The sequence below is a fragment of the Acinetobacter sp. CY17 genome (genome assembly GCF_059515825.1).
Genome location: NZ_JCAKMX010000028.1, coordinates 15,842 through 37,999 on the forward strand (window position 1 = coordinate 15,842; position 22,158 = coordinate 37,999).

Here is a 22,158-nt window from a genome sequence, read left to right on the forward strand (position 1 = left end):
TTATGGTGCACAGTGTGCTGTCTGACAGCCGGATGGTGGAGTCGGCTGAGTAGACTGACTCTCTTGATCGTCATTACATGCACTGAGCATGCCGCCTATACATAACAATAAAATGGCAAAAGATTTTGGCATAAAAATATCTGGTAAAAAAAGGTGCTCTTAGTCAATAAGACTCTGATGACAGATCCATGATCATTTGATTACACTTTAATTAATTTTTACCATTTGTTAAAAAAATCTATGCGGTGATATATTTTTTTCTAAACAATATTCTGTGAATGGCAGCAATACACCATCTAGATTGCACGGTCTAGCGTTTTAAGGACGGTAGTTTTTTAGCATTATAAATACGACGATGGCTAAGACTGCCATCAGTAGTCCGGCTGTGGTTAATAAAGTGAAGTGTGCGGTACTAAATGCTGCTTTTGCGGCGACAATTAAACTCTCAGCTTGCGTTCCTGACAATTGACTTGCGACTAAATAACTATCCCCAATAGAAAGTTGTGCCTGTTGTGCAAAGGAGGGATTAAGTGTGTCAGGGATCTGGATACGCTGTGCAAATATATGCGCCATAAATACACCAAAAAATGTAATCCCAAGCCCAGTGCCGAGCTCATAGCCAGTTGCTTCTAACGCGCCAGCTGCTGCCCCTCTTTCAGCTGCAACTGATCCCATAATTGCAATCGATGAGGCAGTGAGACCAATACTCAAACTTAGACCAATCAGCGCCAAAATCGCAGGTACCGCTAGACCAGGATGATAGAAATCTGCATAGACCAAACTCAGCAATGCAAACGCTGCGGTAAAAAGTGAGGCCGTTGCCACATAGCGTAAGCCCACAAGATTAGAAAGCAAACCAGCAAGCGGTCCACCCACTGCAGCAGCAATCATAATCGGCACCATAAAAATTCCTGCTTGAAGTGGGCTTAACCCAATCACATACTGCAATTCCATGGCTAAGGTAAGTTCTACACCTGCAAGCACACCAGCAGCCACAATGGCCATCATCATGCCAGCTAAGATAGCAGGATAGCTAAACAAAGAAAGATCTAACATGGGCTCAGTCGAGCGAAGCTGTTGACGTGCAAAAATCGTCAATAAAGTGATCGCTACCAAAACCAGTCCTATAGAAACCGCCATATAATGTTGTGCATTTAAACCAGTTTTAATGGCATACACCAAGGTCATCATACCAAGAATAAGAATGATGGCCTGTCCAAATGCCCATTTTCCAGCTTGTGTTCGCTCTTCTTTAGATAGTAAAAAATAACATAAGGGTGTAACAACTAGCATAATCGGCACATTGATGAGAAAAACTGCCCCCCACCAAAAATACTCAAGTAAGCCGCCGCCAATTAATGGACCCACAGCCGCACCAGCAGCGCCGACGGTGCCCCACAAGCCTAATGCCAGTGCCCGCTCTTGATTATCTTCAAATGTTTTACGGATAATACCTAGAATACACGGCATAATCATCGCGCCACCAAAAGCCAATACAGCACGTGCCATAATGAGCATGGTTGCGGTTTGAGAAAATGCGGCCAACAGCGAAGCCGAGCCAAAAATAAATAACCCCATCAGCAGCATCTTACGGTTACCCACCCGATCAGCCAAGGTTCCCATCGGCACTAATAATCCTGCCATCAATAATGGATAAATATCAATAATCCATAACACAGCGCTATTCGATGCCGCTAAGGATTGTGTTAAGGAGGGTACTGCCACATGTAGCACCGTCATATCAATGACCACTGGCAAAAAAGCCAGCATGACAGCAATCAGTATCAGCCAACGCCTCGGGTTCACATCAGCATTTATTTTCATGGTATTTAAATTTAGGTCACTGATTGATTCAATTTTAGCAAGACAGTATAGAGCAAATGACTGCTCTAACATGTGCTTATCACCTATAATTTTCTTTCAATTCCTACACTTGTAAAGATCAGTCTCAGGTGTAATAAAAGATCTGGTTGACTTTGGTCATTAAAGTAGAGGTTTTTAGAGCTATTGTGTGAGCAAATGCAATGTCATTTCAAAAATCCCTTAAACTGCTTGAGACAGAAAACACTTAGAATGAAAGAAGGAAACTTATGAAGATTTTAGTCGTGTTAACTTCGCATAAGCAATTAGGTCAGACTGGTGAATCAACTGGTTTTTGGCTCGAAGAACTTGCAGCGCCTTACTATGTATTTTTAGATGCAGGTGCTGAACTCACCCTTGCCTCTCCTCATGGCGGACAACCACCGCTTGATCCTAAAAGTCATGCAGAAGATGCGCAAACTGAGGCAACACGCCGTTTTGAGGCAGATACAGAGGCAAAACATGCCTTAGCCCATACTGCAAAGTTACGTGATGTTTCTTTAGAAGAGTATGATGCCGTGTTTTATCCAGGTGGGCATGGTCCTTTATGGGATTTGGCTGAAGATCCTGTATCTATTCAACTTATTGAAGCAGCTATTTCTGCTAAAAAACCAGTTGCAGCGGTGTGTCATGCCCCTGGCGTATTGCGCCATGTGAAAGACCCACATGGTCAACCTCTAGTGAGTGGTAAAGCAGTGACAGGGTTTAGTAACTCAGAAGAGGACGCTGTAGGTTTAACCGACATTGTTCCATTTTTAGTTGAAGATATGCTCAAAGCACAGGGCGGTCTCTATTCAAAAGCTGCCGATTGGCAAGCGCATGTTGAAATTGATGGCTTATTGGTGACGGGACAAAACCCAGCCTCTTCTGCGGCAACGGCACAAGCTTTGCTGAGCTTAGTCAAGTAATCGTAACTTCTCTCTGTTTCAGTCAGTTGCAGACGCATGCATCACTGAAACAGAGAACCAATCCAAGCACTAAAGAGCATGGCAATAATGCCCCACAGCATAATACGTAGCGCACCTTTATAGACATTTACCCCACCTGCATAACTGGCAATTGCACCCAGCACGCCTAAGCTTAATACCCCAACCCACATAATACCTTTCGACACATACACTTCAGGCAAAATTAAAATAGACAGTAAAGGTACTAATGAGCCCACGCTAAACGCGAGTGCTGAAGCAAATGCTGCGGTAAGGGGCTGTGCAGCTGTTTGCTCAAGAATACCGATTTCATCACGGGCATGAGCATGCAAAGCATTATGCTCTGTTAACTGCTGCGCAACTTGTTCAGCCAACTGACGATCTAAACCACGCTGAATATAAATCTGAGTCAGTTCTGCGAGCTCATGTTCTGGGTGTTGCTGTAACTCTCTTGCCTCTCGCGCTAAATCTGCTTTTTCAATATCTTCTTGAGATTTAACTGAGATATATTCACCTGCTGCCATAGACGCAGCCCCTGAAATAAGACCTGCGACACAGGTCACCAAGAGAATATGACTAGAAGCACCACTGGCTGCCATACCCACCACTAAACTGGTCACCGAAATAATACCGTCATTCGCGCCCAATACCGCAGCACGTAACCACCCTGCCCGCTCTAAATAATGTTTTTCTAAATGATAGGAATGCGGCATTGTGTATTCTCACAAGTCATATGGGTTAGAAATATCAAATCCTTGACCAAGCATAAAGGATATCTTCAAGTAAAAATATCCTGATCTATTTTACAGCAAACCATTAAGCAAAATAATTGAGTGGCAATTTCAAATATGAGATCCCATTGGCTTCAGGTTCAGGAAAGTGGCCTGCGCGCATGTTGATTTGAATAGCCGGTAAAATCAGCTTTGGCATACTTAAAGTTGCATCACGCTGATGACGCATATCTACAAATTGCTGTTTATCAGTTCCTGCATGAATATGAATATTGTGCATTTTTTGCTGTGCAATAGTGCTTTGACAGACATAATGCTCACGCCCTGGTGGTAAATAGTCATGGCACAGAAAAACTCGAGTCGTTTCAGGCAATGTATATAAACACTGTACGGAGTCAAATAAATTCGCTGCACTACCACGGGGGAAATCACAACGTGCTGTACCATAATCTGGCATAAATAAGGTATCACCAACAAACACCGCATCGCCTACCACATAACTCAGACAAGCAGGGGTATGTCCTGGGGTAGGGATGTTATAAGCTGCTAGATCCCCGATCTTGAACTGCTCATGATCAGCAAATAAATAATCAAATGGCTGCTCAGCATTAAAGCGCTTCATATCTAAGTGATAAATCGCGCCAAAGGTTTCTTGCACTAAGTGTATTTTTTCACTCATGGCAATTTTTCCACCTAACTGTGCCTTTAAATACTGGGCAGCCGTTAAATGGTCAGCATGAACGTGTGTTTCTAAAATCCACTCCACCTTTAAATCATGTGCTTGAATATAGGCAATGATTTGATCTGCCTGTACTGTTGAGGTGCTAGCCGATGCCGCATCATAATCCAATACACTATCAATAATGGCACAGTGTTTCGTGTTTGGATCGGTCACTACATAGCTAAAAGTATTGCTATTTTTATCAAAAAAATCTTGTACCTGTACGCTTTGCATCACTTAAGCTCCTGACCATTTACGGTGAATCCAAACACCCACTAACATAGCAATAATAAAATACAGTCCTTGGTAATATCCTAAACCAATGAGGGTAAAGCTTGGCGCTGGACAGATGCCCGCAATCCCCCAACCTGCACCAAACAGCAATGCCCCTGTGATTAATTTTTTATCGATTTTTTGATTGCTTGGCAACTCAATTGACTCATTAAATACAGTTTTCGGCTGTTGAGCACGCACCGCTTTTTGAAATGGGATAAATGCAACAGCAATTGCACCCATCATGACAAAAGCAAGACTGGCGTCCCAATCACCAAACAGATCTAAAAAATCTAAGACTTTTTCAGGATTAGACATCCCTGAGAACATTAAGCCGACTGAAAAAATCGAACCAAAGACAAAAGCTAAAAAGTTTTTCATCTTAGAATGCTCCTGTCACATGACGAATAACATAAACGGCAATAAAACCTGCCAACATAAAGGTTATAGTGGCTACAATCGAACGCTTAGATAAACGGCTTATGCCACAAATACCATGCCCACTGGTACAACCAGAACCTAAACGTGTACCAAAACCAACCAATAAGCCTGCTACAACCATCATCAAAGGACTAGCATTTAACTCAATCTCGGGTTGAACAAATAAGCCATAAATGAAAGGCGTAACAATGAGTCCTGATAAAAACCAAATTGCTGGCGTTTTCAATATGGTTTTTGGATTTAAAACTTGTGCAATCAGACCACTCATGCCAGCAATACGTCCATGAACATATAAATAGCCCACAACTGCAGTACCTAGCATTAAACCACCGATAAAAGCGATGAGAAAATCGTGCATGCTGTTCTTTCTCTATACAATATACTTTTTTATATTATATAATAATAAATAATATTCAAGCATATTTTGATTATTTTAATCTGTGTATGCCGTTGAGGAGGAATGACATGAATGACAAAAATATGAAAATTGACTTTTCTCAAGTTCATTATGTTACTGATTGCTTGAAAGTTTTAACTAACCCAGAACGTTTGAAAATTCTTTGTGTATTGGCTGATCGTGAACTAAATGTACAACAGATTCAGCAAGTGACGCAGATACAGCAGCCCACCTTATCACAGCAGTTAACCGTACTACGCAAAGCGAGAATTGTCTCTACGCGCCGTGAAGGAAAACACATTTTTTATAGCATAGGTGATGCAAAGATTGTCACCATGATCGATACGCTCTATCAACTGTATTGCCACCCCAAGGCTTGAACATTTAATTCAATAGAGCCAAAATGAGATCAGGATTAACATGCCCGTCAAGACAGTAAAAAGATTCAACCAAATAGGATGCTGAGTCGAATACCCTTCGAGGTGTTCGGCTGGACTTAAACTTGCTAGGCCACGGCGATACTGAAAAATGCAGCCTATGTTGATCAGCATCCCAAATCCGATAATCGCCATTCCTAACCAAGTGCTATACAGAATTTTTTCATGATATGCTTCGGGTTGTAATAATTTTAACAGCAGATTAGACTTTTCGATTAAAAATCCAAAGGCTATGAGCGCTAAACCACTACGATTCCATGCCAGAGCAGTGCGTTCTAAAGCAAATAATACACGCGGATCATTTAAATTCGACATTTTGTGTTCTTTTAAGCCTTATTTTTAATTATTTCTATACTATTTAAATATAAGATGACTTAGGCTAAAAGCGTGTGTCCAATCATGACATGATGCCTGATCTACACTTCTTTGGATGCAAGCCCAACTTAAAACTAACGCACATCAAGCCTCATCACCAAACTTCATAACAAGGCCTCCTCTGTCAATATCAGGCTATTTCTCGAAGATATCTTGCAAGTGACTTGGCAAACCTTGGGTGGATTGAAATTCACCTTGCTGATTTTTCCAGACCATTGCAGGGGTCGAGAAAAAGCCATATTTATCCATCAAACTTTGGTTGGCATCAATTTTTGCAGCAATAGCTGCGGGGATTTTGCTTAACACGGGCAATGTATACTTGGCTGGATCCCGATTCAGTTGTGCAAATAAAGCCTCTGGATTCTGAGCAGTCAATAGACTGGCCGCTTGCCCACGACTCTCCTCACGAATCACTCCAACTTGAATATGACGTAATTGTACTTTACCTGATTCGACCCACGGTCGGGCGTTTTGCCAGAATTTATGACAATACGGACAGTTGGGATCAGAAAATACATAGACAATACGCGGTGCATCTTGTCGACCATCTTGAATCCAAGTTGCATGTTCTAAACTCTTCCACACATCATCCAAAATGGCTTTTTTCATATGGGTTTCAATTTGCTGTTCTGAGACATTCGTACCTTTGGCATCAAAAAGCTCACCTTTAATATAGTATTGGTTATCTTTTGAAATAAAGATGCTGGTGGAATATTGGTCTTGATGCCCGATCCATCCTGTCATCCCTTGCGGTGCAGGAATGGTTTTCACAAATACGAAGCCTTCTTTTTCCAACTGCTGTTTAATATTGGCTTGTGCAGACAGACTTGCGCCCAAAACAAGGCCCAATCCGAGTAAATATTGCAGTGGTTTCATCATGATTTATTCCATTTTTTTGAGATAGTGTTGCAACATGGCTGGGCTTAATTCACCCATATGTCGCTCGATCAACTGACCTTGCGCATTAAAAAATAAGGTTGTAGGTAAACCAAAACTGTTGATATGTGCCGGAATATCACCGTTTGGATCTAGCAATACATGCTGAAATTTAAATTGATGCTTGGCGAGATAATGTTGCACTGTTGCTAAGTCTTCACCTTGATTTACCATAACCACATGAATATGAGGATATTGTTGTGCTGCTTGTGCCAAGACTGGCATTTCACGATGGCAAGGTGGACACCAACTGGCCCATAAGTTGATCACCGTCGGCTGACCTATAAAACGATTTAATGGTATCTGACTAGATGGTTGATTTGTCTGAACTGAGACAGATGAAAGTGCAAGCTCAGGAAACTGTGCTTTGGGCTGTAGGGTATATTTTAGCAACAAGCCCGTTATAATCAGACCAATACATCCTGCGAGCACCAGACTTTTATAAACGGCTGCTAAAGTGGTATGACGTCGCCAATACCAGAGTGCCGCGACAATCACTCCACCCCAAACATGAAAACCTTTATCTTGAATTTTAAAAATATCCATCGGTTGGACAAAATACACTTCAGCATTGAGCAACACAAAAATTACACGTGCGCCAAGTGTACCGACAATAAAGCTGCTCCACAGCAGATCCCGACTGAGGCGCTGATGAACACTGAACTGTGCATTTTTTTGTGAGGCCCAACCAATACACAAGCTCGTGATGATCAGCGCACTAAAGACAATCAATAATGTCCAAGGAAGCATGAAAGGACCAATATGTAGAGCATCCACTGATATCATCATTGGGCCTGTTGTGTAAGCTGTTGCAAGCGGTGAATAAGTTGTAATGCGCTAAAACTACCTGTTAAACGCAATTCACGCTGCTCTTGATGCTGGGCATCTAGAAAAATAAAAGTAGGCGGACCTAAAATCTGCCAGTTTCTAAGCAGTTCATCTTGGCTACGGTCATAGTGTGTTAAATCCAACTTAATCCGCTGTACAGACTCTAAGCCGGCTTGTACATCACGGCGTGGTAACACCTCTTTTTCAATGGGTTGGCACGCCACACACCAATCTGCATAAACATCAATCACCACAGGCTGTCCAACATGCTGCGCTAACACCTGCTCTAACTGTGCTGCTGTGGTCACACGCTGCCAATCTAACTTCACTGGTTGATGTTCAATTTGAGTGTATTGCCAAGCTTGATAAAACTGCATACCAGCCATGTAGATTAAGCCTAGACTGCAAAATAGCAGTAGCGCTTTGCTAATTGGCTTGGTTAATTGGGCTTGTAGCTTTGTGGCGATATACAGTGCCAAAATACAACATAAGCTACCCAGCAATAGCCAATACAGTAGGCTTGGCAATAATGGACGCGCAAAATACAGCGCAAGACCAAACATCACAAAACCAAAGCTAAATTTAAGGCGATCCATCCATAGACCCGGTTTGGGTAAATGTTGTGCCCCAAATACCGCAGCAATAAATAGAGGTAAACCTAAACCTAAACCAAGCACAAACAGGTAACTCGCGCCTAAACCCGGTTGATTCAGCTGTGCCACAAACAATAAGGCACCGGCCAATGGTGCACTCATACATGGACCGACAATCAACGCTGCAATCATTCCCATAAGTGTGGCACCTAGCAAGGTACCGCCTTTTTGTTTTTGCTGCCAACGATCTAAACGTTGTAGCAAGGCTTGAGGAAGAGACAACTGAAAGGCACCAAATAAACTCAAAGCAAATACAACACACAGCACACTAAATACAGCAATGAACATTGGGCTTTGGAACCAGCGTTGAAAGCTATAGCCCAATTGGGCCACAGCCAGCCCCATCATGGCATATACAGCTGCCATTCCTAATACAAAGGCTAAAGCAACCACTGCAGCCTGATAGCCACGGCGTTGCTGCACTAAAATACTGGATAAAATGGGAATTAAGGGTAAAGAACACGGTAAGAAGGCCAATAACACCCCAAGTCCTAAAAAGATCAATACATTCATCATGATCCCTTGCTCAGACAGGATCTTGAAAAAAAACTGATCATTATTCCATTGGCTCTGAATTGAGTTTTCAGATCCAGAAGTGACCGCGGCTTGCTGCCCCGATACTGGCTCAGATGCAGATACGAGGCCTGTACGCGGTGCAGATGCCAAACTCTCTGGTTCCAAGCTGTCACTTACAGCTTCACTGGGCACCGGAGCGGCTTGCGGTGTTACGATCACCTGATCTTGCTTGTGCGGTTGTATACTCGGTATTGTAGCAACAGCTTGATCATTCACCACCTCAGGTTCTGGTAATAAAGATGCCGGCTGCATCGTATTTAAGCGATTAGCATGCGCTGTAGCTTGTGATGCAGGCAATAAACCTGCTGCGTCAGTACGAATCGTGGTTTTTTGTACGGGATAACATAAACCACTTTCGGCACAGCCCTGCCATTGTATCGTTAAGGATTGATTGGGTTTTAACGGGATGTGAGTCTGTACTTGCCCATAATGCACCTGCGTTCGTCCAAAATTAGGATCATCTTTGTCTTCGGCTGGTGGCAGACTCAATTGCAGGGGCTGTTGTTGATCAAGCACTTTAAATTGATCATGGTAAAGATAGTAGCCATCCGCAATCTTCCATGTCAATTCTGCCTGATCTTTCGTAATCGATATTGCTTGAAATCGAAATGCTTGATCTGGAGCTAGAAAATCAGCATATGCTGTTCCCGCCCATAATCCTGTACTGAGGATGATTCCTTTAAGCCATGTCGACATATACCCGCCCTGATTCATTGTGCAGTGCCATTATGTGAGATCTAAGATTAAGGCAATATTAACATCTCAAATCTCCGCTACAATCTATCTGAGCATAAGGAGCGATGATGTTTGTTGTATTGGTTGAAGATGATCCCTATATTGCCCAAAGTATTTGTGCAGCTTTGGCTTTTTTAAATATTTCAGTTGAGCATGTCAGTCAGGCCAGCGCTGCTGATTATTTTATTCGACATAGTGCAGTCGATGTATGCCTTTTAGATTTAGGCTTACCCGATCAAGATGGCTTAACATTATTACATGCCTGGCGTCGTGATCAGATTGATGTGCCTGTCTTAGTATTAACCGCCAGATTACAAACTCAGCAATGTGTGGCTGCACTCAATGCGGGCGCAGATGATTACCTGACCAAACCTTTTGAGCTCGATGAGCTGATTGCCAGAATCCATGCCCTCAACCGACGCCAACGTGGTTTCTGCTCTAATCTATTATCCTTCGGCACACTCAGTTTAAATCGTGATAATCAAGAGGTGCACTATCAACAACGTCGCATTCATTTATCCCGCCGTGAATTTAGTTTATTAGAAACCTTAATGCATCATCCTCATCAGGTGCTCAAAAATGAACAACTCCTGGATAAAATTTATGGTTATCAAGATAGTATCGAAAGCAATGCGCTGAATGTCCATATCTATCACTTAAGGCAAAAATTACATCCTGAGATGATTCAAACTGTCCGTGGTGTAGGTTATATCTTTAAACCTGAGCGTGAATATGTATAAGCAAAGTTTAAAGGGCCGCTTAGTGATCAGTCTGCTCTTTGTTTTTATTCTACTGTGGAGCTGTGTATTTACGTGGCTATATATAGATCTTAAAAAACGCCTACAAGACACTTTAGATCAACGTTTATCTGCATCAGCACATATGGTGGCACGTTTAATTCAACATTTGCCTCTTCAGAATATAGAAGGTGATTTCTTCTACCCATCCTACACCAATGACCCACAGCAGTTGATTGCTTGTGAGGTTTCTTTATTACACAATAACTCCATTCAAAATCAAAAGGTTGTCGCTCAAACTAAAGGGGCGCCTCTTCATTTGAGCAAAAAAAATGTAGGTTTTAGTACGTGGCAACAAGGTGAAGTTGAATGGCGAAGTTATGTGCTACGTAAAGACCATATTCAAGTCGTGACTGCTGAACAAATGTTTTTACGTGACTCCCTTTTACAGCAAATTTTACGCTCAGTTTTGATTCCGCTTTTAAGTTCTTTATTGCTCTGTATTGCACTTATTATTTTGATTATTCGTAAAGAATTTTCACCTTTAGACCAATTAAGTACTCATTTAAGCCGTGAAGATTTAAAATTAAATGAAGTGAGCCAATATTTAGATCAAGTCGACCCGAAAGTGATGCCTAAAGAGGTAAAACCTTTTGTTGACAATGTTACCCTTTTAATTCAAAGGCTCTCCCACAGCTTAGAGAACGAAAAAGCTTTTAGTGCTTATGCTGCACATGAATTACGTAGCCCCTTAACAGCAATTAAAACCAACGTTCAATTAGCGCAAATGATGGCCAGACAGCAAAATGTACCCCCTCAGATTCAACACCATTTACACCAAGCAGATCAGAGTATTCGTCGCTATAGCGAATTATTAGAACAACTGCTGTTATTAACTCAATCCGAAACCACAAGCTTAGCACCTGCAGCTGCTCAGCCTATTGCTGCAATTTTACAACAGGTGATCTCAACGCTAGAGCCACGTTATCCTCAAGTTAAAACAATACTCTGTATTAATTGGTCAAGTTTAACTACGCTTAACTTGCCTGAATTGGTGGTATTTACTGGCCTTAAAAATTTAATTGAAAATGCGCTGCTGCATGCCAATGCTGATCAAATTTATATTTCTATGCAGGCGAATACATTGATGATTCAAGATAATGGGAAAGTCTTAGATCCTGAGGATGTTACTTGGTTAGGACAACGTTTTTGGCGCAAATCCTCTCAACAGTCTGGGCATGGTTTAGGCTTAGCGTTGATTCAAGCTCTTTTAAAGCAATATCAATATCAATTGCACTTCAAATTTAATCCACCCCATGGCCTTAGTGTCAGCATTGAGCCGATAACTTAAATGCCAGAGCGCGTAGTGAATTCCACAAAAGAAAGTGGCTGGTTTTTAAGCTCATGTTGCAATTTGCTTATCCACTCAGCCCTCCCTTTACAATCAAATCTCTTATTGATGATTTCTATCTAAGAGACAGATTGGTCATTCATTAAGTAGAGCTGTGCATTGTGTATCAGTTCACCACTATTAACGTGTACTTTCTCCCATGTACCATCTGCATTTAAACTCCACGCATTTTGATTGTCTTGTAAATAACTCAATAGACCATCTTTTAATATACGCTGCTTAATTTTGGCATCAAAGATTGGGAAACACGTTTCCACACGCGAGAATAAATTGCGTCCCATCCAATCAGCGCTAGCACAGTAAAGGGTATCCTTACCACCATGTCGGAAATAATAAACGCGAGTATGCTCTAAGAACCGACCCACGATTGAGCGCACCCGAATATTTTCCGATAGTTCTTTAACCTGTGGAATGAGACAGCAGATTGAACGAATAATTAAATCGACTTTTACACCTGCCTGAGATGCCTGATAAAGTGCCGCAATCAGTTCAGGCTCAGTAAGTGCATTCACCTTAATAATAATGTGGCCTTGCTCACCTTGCTTGGTATATTCAATTTCTTGTTGAATAAGTTTAATTAACTCACTGTGTAAGGTAAAAGGAGCATGCAACAAACATTGCAATTTTGCCATTTTCCCCATACCCGTAAGTTCCTGGAACATACGATGTACATCTTCACAGATCTCAGCATGGGTCGTCATTAACCCATAATCTGTGTACATTTTTGCATTACCAGCATGATAATTCCCTGTACCTAAATGTACATAACGGCATAATTGATCATCTTCACGACGGACGATTAGGATCATTTTGGCGTGCGTTTTATAACCCACGATTCCATAAACGACCACTGCCCCTGCCTCTTGTAGAATATTGGCAACCGTAATATTGGATTCTTCGTCAAAACGCGCACGTAATTCAATGACAGCTGTCACTTCCTTACCATTTCTTGCTGCCTCTGCAAGTACTTGAACAATTTCAGAGTCTGGTCCACTACGATAAAGCGTTTGTTTAATCGCGAGTACGTTAGGGTCTTTGGCTGCCTCCCTCAACATCTGAATCACTGGCTGAAATGAATCAAACGGATGATGTAACAGCACATCTTGGCGTTTTAAGATCTCAAAAATATTTTTTTGCTTTCTGAAAACTTTGGGTACTTTAGGATTAAATAAAGAATATTTCAGTTCAGGTCGATCAAAACTCGTCGACATACGAGAAAGATTGATTGGTCCGTTAATTCTATACAGTTGACGCTCTTCAAGATTAAACTCATTTAATAAATAATGAATAATCTTCTGTGGGCAATCATCTTCAATCTCTAAACGTACAGCACGCCCAAAACGTCGAGAAGACAACTCATCTTTTAGCGCAACTGCTAGATCATCCACATCTTCAGCAAGCACAAGATCTGCATTACGTGTCACACGGAATGCATAGCAACCTGTCGCTTTCATCCCTGGAAAAACTTCATCAATATGCTGTTGGATAATTGCGGTCAAGAAAATTTGTTCTTGATCATTACCGGCAACATGCTTTGGTAGAGCAATTAAACGTGGCAGAGAACGTGGTGCGGGTACAATCGCTAATTCTATCGAACGGCCAAAAGCATCTTTACCTTCTAAACTAACAATAAAGTTTAAACTTTTATTCACCAAGCGCGGAAATGGATGTGCTGGGTCGAGGCTAATGGGCGTTAATACAGGTTGTACTTGACGAGTGAAGTATTCTTGAATCCAAGCTTTATGCTTTTCTAGGATATCCTGATATTGAATATAATGAATACCTTGGCTTTGTAATTGCGGCAAAATCGTATGATTTAAAATATTATACTGCTGTTGCACTGCTTGATGGATCACCGTGGATAAGCCTTCAAGCACCTCCTCTGTCGGAATCGCATCAGGTGTGCGCGTTGTCGCATTTAAATCCAGTTGTTTCATTAACCCCGCAACTCGAATTTCAAAAAATTCGTCTAAATTACGAGAAAAAATGATCAGAAAATTTAAACGCTCTAATAGAGGTAAAGACGAATCAAGTGCCTGTGCTAGGACACGATGATTAAACTCAAATAAAGATTGTTCTCGATTAAAGTAGGTTGCAGATGTATGTTGAAAGTTTTTCATAACTAAAGTGCTGTCTAAAACAGTCTGGTTTTGTCGCCTCTGTAAGCGGCATGGTATGCCTTATATATGACAGATATGTTACAGATTGATCCAAAAAAACACAGAAGTCTTCAAATGAATAGAATATTGATTTTTATTATTTTTTTTATTAAGAATTAATGTAATAATCAATCTATTCGATCACCATATAACTTATATAAGAATTACTTATCATAAAGTTGTGAATGACCACAGGCTATCTCTAATATGCATTCCTCAATTCTACTATTTTCAACCCTCACTTTAGTATTAAAATCCTCATTGCTGAGTTAATTGCTAAGTGAAATTTAGCATTTGGAGCTTAAAACCTAGGGGTTCAGGGCAAGGATATAAGCGATTGGCATAAGCCATGCAACAAGAGTTGTCGCTTTAAGTTCCCCTCTACCGACTTAGCTCAAGTCAAAAATACTAAAATAAGCCTATGAAAAGTCTTAACTTACGCGTAAAAGACAAACATTACCTTGCGTAGCGATGCTCCTCATCAACCAACTCGCATCAGAGCTAAACTTTCTCTAAAATAAAGTGAATGATTTAAGTTTTAATCACATCGAAAGAATGCAATTGGCATAGTCAAACGATTCAAAAAGCAAAGCTGAAATGGTGTGCCAGCAATCACAAATCAGTAACACATTCATTAGGTTAAATAAGATTCAAAACGTCGCTATTAAATATGCTGTCGGATATGTGCTGTACACTAAGCATCAATTCCGACGTTGAGCTAGCTACGGTCTAAGTAAATGCAGCGTTAAAATAGGTCCAAGTATGAAAACTGTTTAAGCCCCTATGATCGTGATTTAAACAGTTCTAAGAATATACTTGCGCTTGACTATAAGCATCTAGCTGTAGGAATTTCTACCCTTGAAGTGGGAGAGGATATCAAATAGTTTCAATAATCAAAGCAATACCTTGCCCTACACCAATACACATGGAGCACAGTGCATATTTGCCACCAATTTGTTCAAGTTGATTGATTGCTGTGGTCACTAAACGGGCACCAGATGCACCGAGTGGATGACCCAGTGCAATTGCACCGCCATTTGGATTGACACGGGCTTCATCATCAGCCAAGCCTAAATCACGCGTTACAGACAATGCTTGTGCTGAAAAGGCTTCATTAAGCTCAATCACATCCATCTGTTCTAAAGTGAGACCCGTTTGTGCCAGTAACTTTTTAATGGCAGGTGCAGGACCAAAGCCCATAATGCGGGGCTCAACACCAACCACTGTTGCACCAATCACTTTGGCACGCGGTTTTAAACCATACGTTGCAACTGCATCGTCAGAGGCAATCAAAATTGCTGCTGCACCATCGTTAATACCTGAGGCATTACCTGCAGTTACTGTTCCGTCTGCTTTTACCACAGGTTTTAGCTTGGTTAAGCCTTCTAAAGTGGTCGATGCACGTGGATGCTCGTCCGTATCAATCACAACTGCATCGCCCTTACGCTGTGGAATCACCACAGGCACGATTTCATTATTAAAGAAACCTTTGGCTTGTGCCGCTGCGGTACGTTGTTGGCTGTTGAAGGCAAATTTATCTTGATCTTCACGGCTGATGTTGAATTGTTCCGCTAAGTTTTCCGCAGTTTGCGGCATGGTTTCAACGCCATACATCTCTTTGAGTTTTGGGTTGATAAAACGCCAACCCATGGTGGTGTCTTCAAGTTTTTGACTCCGACCATAAGCACTTTCTGGTTTACCCATTACCAGTGGTGCGCGTGACATAGATTCCACACCACCTGCAACAATCAGGTCTGCTTCACCCGCTTTAATGGCGCGGGCTGCCATCGCCACGGCATCAAGTGATGAACCACATAAACGGTTTACTGTCGTTGCTGGTACTTGATACGGTACACCAGCAAGTAGTGCAGACATACGACCGACGTTACGGTTGTCTTCACCCGCTTGGTTGGCACAGCCGTAAATAATATCGTCAACTTTTTCCCAATTGATGTTTGGGTTACGTTGCATCAGTGCTTGAAGTGGCACTGCACCTAAGTCATCGGCACGGACAGGCGCTAAACCGCCTGCATAGCGACCAAATGGCGTACGAATGGCATCGATAATATATGCGTTTTTCATCACAAATCCCTTTTTAGATATGCTTTATTAAGAAAAATTAATTGGTCTGTAGTCGTCGTTTTTTACGCCTTAAAGCAGCATCAAAACGGCATTGCTTAAGTTGCGAACTAAGTTTTAAAGGAGATATTTGAGTAGTTTTACTATTCTGATCTCCTGCCACCATAATGAAGTAAAAATTATTGGTATGTCGGATCTCACGGGTTTGAATATTTTGTGCCTCAACACAAATACCGATTTCCATTGAGCTCCGTCCGACATAATTTATATTGGCAAGAAATTAAACCATTTCCCTGACTTGAATAGCTTCTTTAAACAAGCCTTGATCCAGTAACTTTAGTATCTTTCCACCATGGACATTGCCAGAAAAATTAGCCATCTCCGGTGACATTAATACTCTCATTGTTAAACTGCTTTGATTACTCATTTTCCATGTGTCATTCACTGTTGGTGCGTTCAATTATATTGAGGAGAAATCAGTAATAATTTCCAAAAAATCAAGACCTCATGCCATTCATTCAAGCGTAAAAAAAGCCTGACCGAAGTCGGGCAAATAGGCACTTAAAATTTAGGCAGTTTTAGCAAGTTTATGAAAAATGGATAAATCGCCTTCATTAAATCCAGCGCCTGTACTTTGCTCCAAAATTTCTTGTTGCTGATATAAATAGTTTAAATCTAGTTTAGATGCCCAATATGCAGGTCCACCTTCCCACTTAGGGAAACCAAAACCATTGACCATGACCAAATCAATATCACTCATACGTAAAGTCACGCCTTCAGCCAATAATAATGCCGCTTCATTTGCCATCGTGAGCAGTACACGCTCCACAATTTGTTCAGAGGTAAAGGGCTTTCGTTCAATACCTTTTACTGCAGAAGCTTTAAGAATAATGTCGGTAACAATTGGATCAATTTCAGGTTTCTGGTGAGCATAGTTATAGTAGCCAGCGCCTGTTTTACGACCAAAACGCTGTGCTTCACATAATTGGTCAGGAATCTCAACATAACGCGCATTTGGGTTACGCTTTGCGGTATTCGCCTTACGCATATTCCAAGCAATGTCTAGACCGGATAAATCACCTACAGCAAATGGCCCCATATTAAAACCAAACCCTTCAATCGCTTGGTCAATTTCATGAGGTAATGCACCCTCCTCTAACATAAGTTCACATTGATAACGGTAAGCCGCGTAGATCCGGTTACCAATAAAGCCAAACGAGTTTTTACATAAAATCGGTAACTTAGATAACTTCTGTACGAATGCGAATGCTGAAGCAATCACTTCCTGAGAAGTATTATTGCCGTGAATCACCTCAACCAAACGCATGATATTTGCTGGATTAAAGAAATGAATGCCGACAATATTTTCAGGTCGGATGCTGACTTCAGCGATTTCATCTAAGTCAATGTAAGACGTATTACTCGCAATAATCGTATGAGGTGCAGCTACACTTTCAATCTGTTTAATTAAGTTTTGTTTTACTGCCAAACTTTCAAAAACAGCTTCAATAATCAGATCAGCATTTGTAAAAACACACTCATGATCTGAAAGCTCAAGCTGTTCTAGCTGACTGATTTGATCAGAGGACTGAATACGACCTGCTATAACATCGTGAGTATAAATGTCATCAATTTTAGACTTGCACTTTACCAAGATTGATTTTGACTGATCATAGACTGTAACCTTAAATCCCGCTCTTAATGCCGCTACAGCAATACCAGTTCCCATCGTACCTGCACCAACAATAACGACGTTGTGAATGGCTTTAAATAGTGTCTCTTTCAGATTGATGGCCTTTTTAGCGCTAGTTTCTGCGAAAAACAAGTGTCTTAAAGCAAATGCCTCTTCACCCACACGAAGTTTTTGAAATGCTTCACGTTCTTTAGATAAAGCAGTTTCGAAATCAATTGTCGCTGTTGCTTGAATCAAACGGATAGCCTCTTTAACCTGAGGACGGTTTTTACCAGACTTCAAGGCTTTTTTGATAATGCCATCAATTTCTTCATCAGTTTCAGCTGCTACTGTTTTCTTGGATAACGGATTTTTGATTGCTGTTTTTGCATATTCAATGGCAAAAGCACGTAAATCACCTTCAGCAATGGCTTCGACCATACCTAGTTTGAATGCTTCAGCAGCTTTAAGACGTTTGCCGCTACAAATCACTTCAATACTAGGACCCAGACCGATCAGGCGTGGTAAACGTTGTGTGCCACCCGCACCAGGAAGCATACCTAAAGTCACTTCTGGTAAACCTACTAAGGTATTCGCTGCTGCTAAACGTGCATCACAACCAAGTGCCAGCTCATAACCACCACCTAAAGTTGCACCACTAATCGCGGCAATCACAGGTTTTGGACATTCTTCTATTGCTTTGATTACCTGAGGCAATTCAGGTGGAGTAATTGGTTTGCCAAACTCCTTAAGATCAGAACCTGAAATAAAGTTTTTATCTTTACCAATGATCACTGCTGCAGTCAGAGATTCATCCTGAGCAAATTTCTCAACCGCATCAAGAAGACCTTTGCGTACAGACCATGAACCTGTGTTTACAGGAGGGTTATCAATTACGATGACCGCAATTGATCCCTCAGTTTCAAAATGAATAGTGTCTGTCATGCCTTAAGCTTCCTTGGCAATATGTACAAGTGCATCCACAGCTGTAACACCTTGTCCTTGAGGGTTCACAATAAGTGGGTTCATTTCAGCTTCTTCAATGTAGTATTCCTTAGATACTGCAAGCTGAGAGAACGCCACTACAGTTTCAGCAATTGCGTTTAAATCACCTTTTTGCTTACCACGGAAACCATCTAGTGCCTTTAAACCTTTTACTTCAGCTATCATTTCATATGCTGCATCAAGGGTCACAGGGGCTAATCGCATTGAACTGTCTTTATAAAGTTCAGTCAAAACACCACCAGCAGCCAGCATCACAATTGGACCTACATCTTTGTCACGTTTAAATCCAACCAGTACTTCACCGAGACCTTTGACCATGGACTGTACTAAAACTTTTGCAACGGTCAGTTCTGGACAGTTTTTCTCAACGTTAGATTTAATTTGTTGAATTGCAGCTTGGAGTTCTGTCTCATTTTGTATATGTAAAATCACACCACCAACTTCAGTTTTATGACTGATTTGATCATGTAAAACTTTCACTACCACTGGATATGCAATTTCCAACGCTTGGGGTTGTGTAACATCCAACAGTTGATATGGTGCATTTTGAATGCCTAATGGGCTTAGCAATTGATAAGCAGAATCTTCATCTAAAGTGACCGTAGTCGATTCAGTTGGTTGAGTCACTTGCGCAGGAATGGGAATTGGCTGACGACGAGAAAATGCTGCATTGATTACATCAGCACAAGCCTCTGGTGATTGAAACGCAGGGACATTAGCTTGTTTTAATTGCTTTAATGCTTCTGGCGCATCAGGAACTAAGAAGCTGACTAACGGTTTTTTGTAAGTCGCGATGCTGTCAACAATCGGTTTAACCGCCAGATCTGGATGATAACGAGCTGAAGAACCTGAAGCGACCAATACCAAGTCAAATTCAGGTGCTTCTTCAAGTACTTCTAGCGCAGCTTTCATCACTTCATACTTGGTACCAGCCAGCGTTAAATCGATAATTCCACCAGCATGGACATCTACACCACGTGCATTGAGTTTGGCAATCGTCTCTTCTGATGGTGACATAACTGAAACATTACGAATACCCAGTTGGTCAACGACCATTGCAGCACCGCCACCGGTTGTCGTCAAAACACCCACATTGATTTGTTTCTTATTCGCTAATTGTGGTGGAACTTTACTTAACAGAGGAATTGCATTCAAGAAGCCATCTAAGGTTTCTACACGTGCAATACCACAATCTTTAAAGAATGCTTCTGCAACCGCATCTTCACCTGCCATAGAACCTGTATGTGAAACTGCAAGATCTGCTGCGACTTGTGAACGACCAAGCTTAAACACCACCACAGGACGATTTAATTCGGATGCTTTTACTGAAAATTCACGTAATTTCTCTGCATGACGCATTGATTCCAGGAATAGCATGTAGCCATGAATATCTGGGTTATCCAAAGTAGCTAAGCAGATCTCACCTACGCTCAGATCAACTTCACCACCTACTGATACCAAGCCATAGAAGCCCGTATGATGGTTACGACCACGTGAGGTCAAAGACCCAATCATACTACCGCTGTGGGAAGCACAGAAAATATGACCTCTGGGCAACCCTGGCTCAGCAAAAGCTGCATTTGCTGTTAAAAATAGATCTTCATATAGGTTGACTAAACCTAAGCTCGATGGACCTAAAATACGTGTCTGATATTTTGCTTTAAGTTCACGTAGCTTGTTTTCACGCTCGATCCCTTCAGCACCAGCTTCACTAAAGCCACTCGCGATGAGTGTTACAACAGGTACACCCAATTTACCGCACTCTTCAACAGCTTCTAATGCCAATTCCGCTGCCGTTAAGACATACACATGTTCTGGTACTTCAGGCAATGCCGAAAGTGAAGGATATGCTTTTTCACCCTGTACTGTCTCGCGACGTGGATTAATACAGTAGATGGTACCTTTATAACCTGCATTTCTTAAAAAATGTAAAGGACGACCGGCGGTTTTTGTGATGTCATCTGAAATACCCACTAACGCTACGGTCTTCGGCTTCAATAATGCATTAGAAAGTGTTTTATTCTCTTTCACCATAGAATTCATTTTTCTAAAATCCTTTTAAAATTTTACTTTGCACGTTGGTTGAAACGACGACCAAATACGTCTTCTGCAATACGATTCTTCAAAATCTCAATCGAACCGCCGGCAATCATCCAACCTCGAGTACGTTTTACACAGTATTCAACCAATGACTCTGTCGAATAGCCGTATCCACCCATGGCCTGTAGTGCTTCGTTAGCGACGTCCCAGCCCGTCAAATTGCATGACAATTTGGCAATACTTGTTTCATACGCAGATGGCAGACCGCCATCAGAATTAATTGCAGCACGGTAAAGAAGAAGTTGTGAGCCTTCTAACTTCAGTGCCATTTCCGCAAACTTCCATTGCAGACCTTGGAACTCACATAAAGGTTTACCGAATTGTTCACGGTCCAGACAGTGCTGACGTGCAACATTAAAGGCATGGCGACCAAGTGCTAATGCACGTGATGCATTACCAATACGTTCAACGTTAAAACCTGAAATTTGTTTCTTGAATCCACCTGGACCAAGCAATACATTTTCTTTTGGAATACGGCAGTTATCGAAATAAAGCTGGCACCATTCTTCACCGCTCATAAATGCGGAAGGCTGACCAACTTCAAAACCTGGTGTGCCACGATCAACCATCACTGATCCAATACCATCTAGCCCTTCACCGAAACGCACATAAATCAAGAAGGTATCGGCATGTGGACTATGTGTTGAAAATACTTTAGAGCCATTGATGATGTAGTGATCACCATTTTCAACTGCTGAGGTTTTTAGTTCAGTCACGGATGAACCTGCGCCTGGTTCACTCATACCTAAAGCAAGCAGTTTTTTGCCTGCTAACAGATCTGGTAAGTATTTTTCTTTTAAATGTGGAGATGCATATTCTGCAAAGGTTCGAATTGCGCCAAAGTTACCAGCTTGTACAACATCTGCACTTTTAGGACATACCAAAGCTAATTCTTGAATGGCAATCACAGCATCCATTAAGGTTCCGCCAATACCACCATCTTCTTCTTTAACAGTAATACCAATCAAACCCATCTCTGCTAATTTTGCAGCGACTTCCCAAGGATAATCATGGGAATGAGCTCGCTCCAATGCACCATCCGCTAATTCCTTTTGTGCAAACTTACGCACCGACTCAGCAAAAGCATTTTGTTCTTCGGTTAAATT

Annotated in this window: 19 protein-coding genes and 1 pseudogene; 4 read left to right on the plus strand and 16 right to left on the minus strand. The window is 41.5% G+C overall.

Translation table 11 applies throughout. The features are described from left to right. On the minus strand, positions 1 to 132 hold the full coding sequence (locus AC5YCI_RS14525) for a hypothetical protein (RefSeq protein ID WP_496175787.1): 132 nt from the start codon (positions 130 to 132) through the stop codon (positions 1 to 3). Positions 133 to 318: 186 nt separating this feature from the next. After that, positions 319 to 1,896 (minus strand): MFS transporter, encoded by a 1,578-nt coding sequence (locus AC5YCI_RS14530; protein WP_496175788.1) that lies wholly within the window; start codon positions 1,894 to 1,896, stop codon positions 319 to 321. 194 nt (positions 1,897 to 2,090) lie between these two features. Between AC5YCI_RS14530 and AC5YCI_RS14535 the strand changes: the two genes are divergently transcribed. Next, positions 2,091 to 2,768: a type 1 glutamine amidotransferase domain-containing protein gene (locus AC5YCI_RS14535; RefSeq protein WP_496175789.1), complete on the plus strand. Its 678-nt coding sequence runs from the start codon at positions 2,091 to 2,093 to the stop codon at positions 2,766 to 2,768. A gap of 41 nt (positions 2,769 to 2,809) precedes the next feature. On the opposite strand, the gene AC5YCI_RS14540 is transcribed toward AC5YCI_RS14535, so the two are convergent. The 4 genes from AC5YCI_RS14540 to AC5YCI_RS14555 form a co-directional block, all read right to left on the minus strand. Continuing rightward, on the minus strand, positions 2,810 to 3,499 hold the full coding sequence (locus tag AC5YCI_RS14540) for a VIT1/CCC1 transporter family protein (RefSeq protein ID WP_496175790.1): 690 nt from the start codon (positions 3,497 to 3,499) through the stop codon (positions 2,810 to 2,812). 103 nt (positions 3,500 to 3,602) lie between these two features. Continuing rightward, positions 3,603 to 4,472, minus strand: a complete 870-nt coding sequence (locus AC5YCI_RS14545; RefSeq protein ID WP_496175791.1) for an MBL fold metallo-hydrolase — start codon at positions 4,470 to 4,472, stop codon at positions 3,603 to 3,605. A gap of 3 nt (positions 4,473 to 4,475) precedes the next feature. Further along, positions 4,476 to 4,892, minus strand: coding sequence for a DUF6691 family protein (locus tag AC5YCI_RS14550; RefSeq protein WP_496175792.1), 417 nt, complete (start codon positions 4,890 to 4,892; stop codon positions 4,476 to 4,478). A gap of 1 nt (position 4,893) precedes the next feature. After that, positions 4,894 to 5,310 (minus strand): YeeE/YedE family protein, encoded by a 417-nt coding sequence (locus AC5YCI_RS14555; RefSeq protein WP_496175793.1) that lies wholly within the window; start codon positions 5,308 to 5,310, stop codon positions 4,894 to 4,896. Between the two features lie 107 nt (positions 5,311 to 5,417). Between AC5YCI_RS14555 and AC5YCI_RS14560 the strand changes: the two genes are divergently transcribed. Beyond that, positions 5,418 to 5,729 carry a metalloregulator ArsR/SmtB family transcription factor gene (locus AC5YCI_RS14560; RefSeq protein ID WP_496175794.1) on the plus strand — a complete coding sequence of 104 codons (312 nt, stop codon included), beginning with the start codon at positions 5,418 to 5,420 and terminating at the stop codon, positions 5,727 to 5,729. A gap of 9 nt (positions 5,730 to 5,738) precedes the next feature. Here the strand turns inward: AC5YCI_RS14560 and AC5YCI_RS14565 are convergent, their stop codons facing one another. The 4 genes from AC5YCI_RS14565 to dsbD all read right to left on the minus strand — a co-directional run bounded on the left by AC5YCI_RS14565 (position 5,739) and on the right by dsbD (position 9,850). Then, the gene (locus AC5YCI_RS14565; RefSeq protein WP_496175795.1) at positions 5,739 to 6,101 is read right to left on the minus strand and encodes a YidH family protein; all 363 of its coding nucleotides are present in this window, start codon (positions 6,099 to 6,101) and stop codon (positions 5,739 to 5,741) included. Between the two features lie 195 nt (positions 6,102 to 6,296). Continuing rightward, on the minus strand, positions 6,297 to 7,037 hold the full coding sequence (gene dsbG, locus AC5YCI_RS14570) for a thiol:disulfide interchange protein DsbG (RefSeq protein WP_496175804.1): 741 nt from the start codon (positions 7,035 to 7,037) through the stop codon (positions 6,297 to 6,299). Positions 7,038 to 7,043: 6 nt separating this feature from the next. Beyond that, complete coding sequence (locus tag AC5YCI_RS14575) at positions 7,044 to 7,847, minus strand: TlpA family protein disulfide reductase (protein WP_496175796.1); 804 nt, start codon at positions 7,845 to 7,847, stop codon at positions 7,044 to 7,046. A gap of 35 nt (positions 7,848 to 7,882) precedes the next feature. Then, complete coding sequence (gene dsbD / locus AC5YCI_RS14580) at positions 7,883 to 9,850, minus strand: protein-disulfide reductase DsbD (RefSeq protein ID WP_496175797.1); 1,968 nt, start codon at positions 9,848 to 9,850, stop codon at positions 7,883 to 7,885. Positions 9,851 to 9,957: 107 nt separating this feature from the next. Between dsbD and AC5YCI_RS14585 the strand changes: the two genes are divergently transcribed. Further along, positions 9,958 to 10,629 (plus strand): response regulator transcription factor, encoded by a 672-nt coding sequence (locus AC5YCI_RS14585; RefSeq protein ID WP_496175798.1) that lies wholly within the window; start codon positions 9,958 to 9,960, stop codon positions 10,627 to 10,629. Continuing rightward, the gene (locus AC5YCI_RS14590; protein WP_496175799.1) at positions 10,622 to 11,977 is read left to right on the plus strand and encodes an ATP-binding protein; all 1,356 of its coding nucleotides are present in this window, start codon (positions 10,622 to 10,624) and stop codon (positions 11,975 to 11,977) included. Before AC5YCI_RS14585 ends, AC5YCI_RS14590 begins: the two co-directional genes overlap by 8 nt. A gap of 119 nt (positions 11,978 to 12,096) precedes the next feature. Here AC5YCI_RS14590 and ppk1 read toward each other — a convergent pair whose 3' ends face one another. The 6 genes and pseudogenes from ppk1 to AC5YCI_RS14620 form a co-directional block, all read right to left on the minus strand. Further along, positions 12,097 to 14,157, minus strand: a complete 2,061-nt coding sequence (gene ppk1, locus AC5YCI_RS14595) for a polyphosphate kinase 1 (RefSeq protein ID WP_496175800.1) — start codon at positions 14,155 to 14,157, stop codon at positions 12,097 to 12,099. 915 nt (positions 14,158 to 15,072) lie between these two features. Beyond that, positions 15,073 to 16,278, minus strand: coding sequence for a 3-oxoadipyl-CoA thiolase (gene pcaF, locus AC5YCI_RS14600; protein ID WP_496175801.1), 1,206 nt, complete (start codon positions 16,276 to 16,278; stop codon positions 15,073 to 15,075). Positions 16,279 to 16,315: 37 nt separating this feature from the next. Further along, positions 16,316 to 16,702, minus strand: a pseudogene (locus AC5YCI_RS14605) (acyl-CoA thioesterase). A 141-nt stretch (positions 16,703 to 16,843) separates the two neighbouring features. Next, positions 16,844 to 18,892, minus strand: a complete 2,049-nt coding sequence (locus tag AC5YCI_RS14610; RefSeq protein WP_496130698.1) for a 3-hydroxyacyl-CoA dehydrogenase NAD-binding domain-containing protein — start codon at positions 18,890 to 18,892, stop codon at positions 16,844 to 16,846. A gap of 3 nt (positions 18,893 to 18,895) precedes the next feature. After that, positions 18,896 to 20,995 (minus strand): acetate--CoA ligase family protein, encoded by a 2,100-nt coding sequence (locus tag AC5YCI_RS14615; protein ID WP_496175802.1) that lies wholly within the window; start codon positions 20,993 to 20,995, stop codon positions 18,896 to 18,898. A gap of 23 nt (positions 20,996 to 21,018) precedes the next feature. Continuing rightward, positions 21,019 to 22,158 (minus strand): acyl-CoA dehydrogenase family protein (locus AC5YCI_RS14620; RefSeq protein ID WP_496175803.1); only part of this gene is annotated, 1,140 nt, incomplete at its 5' end.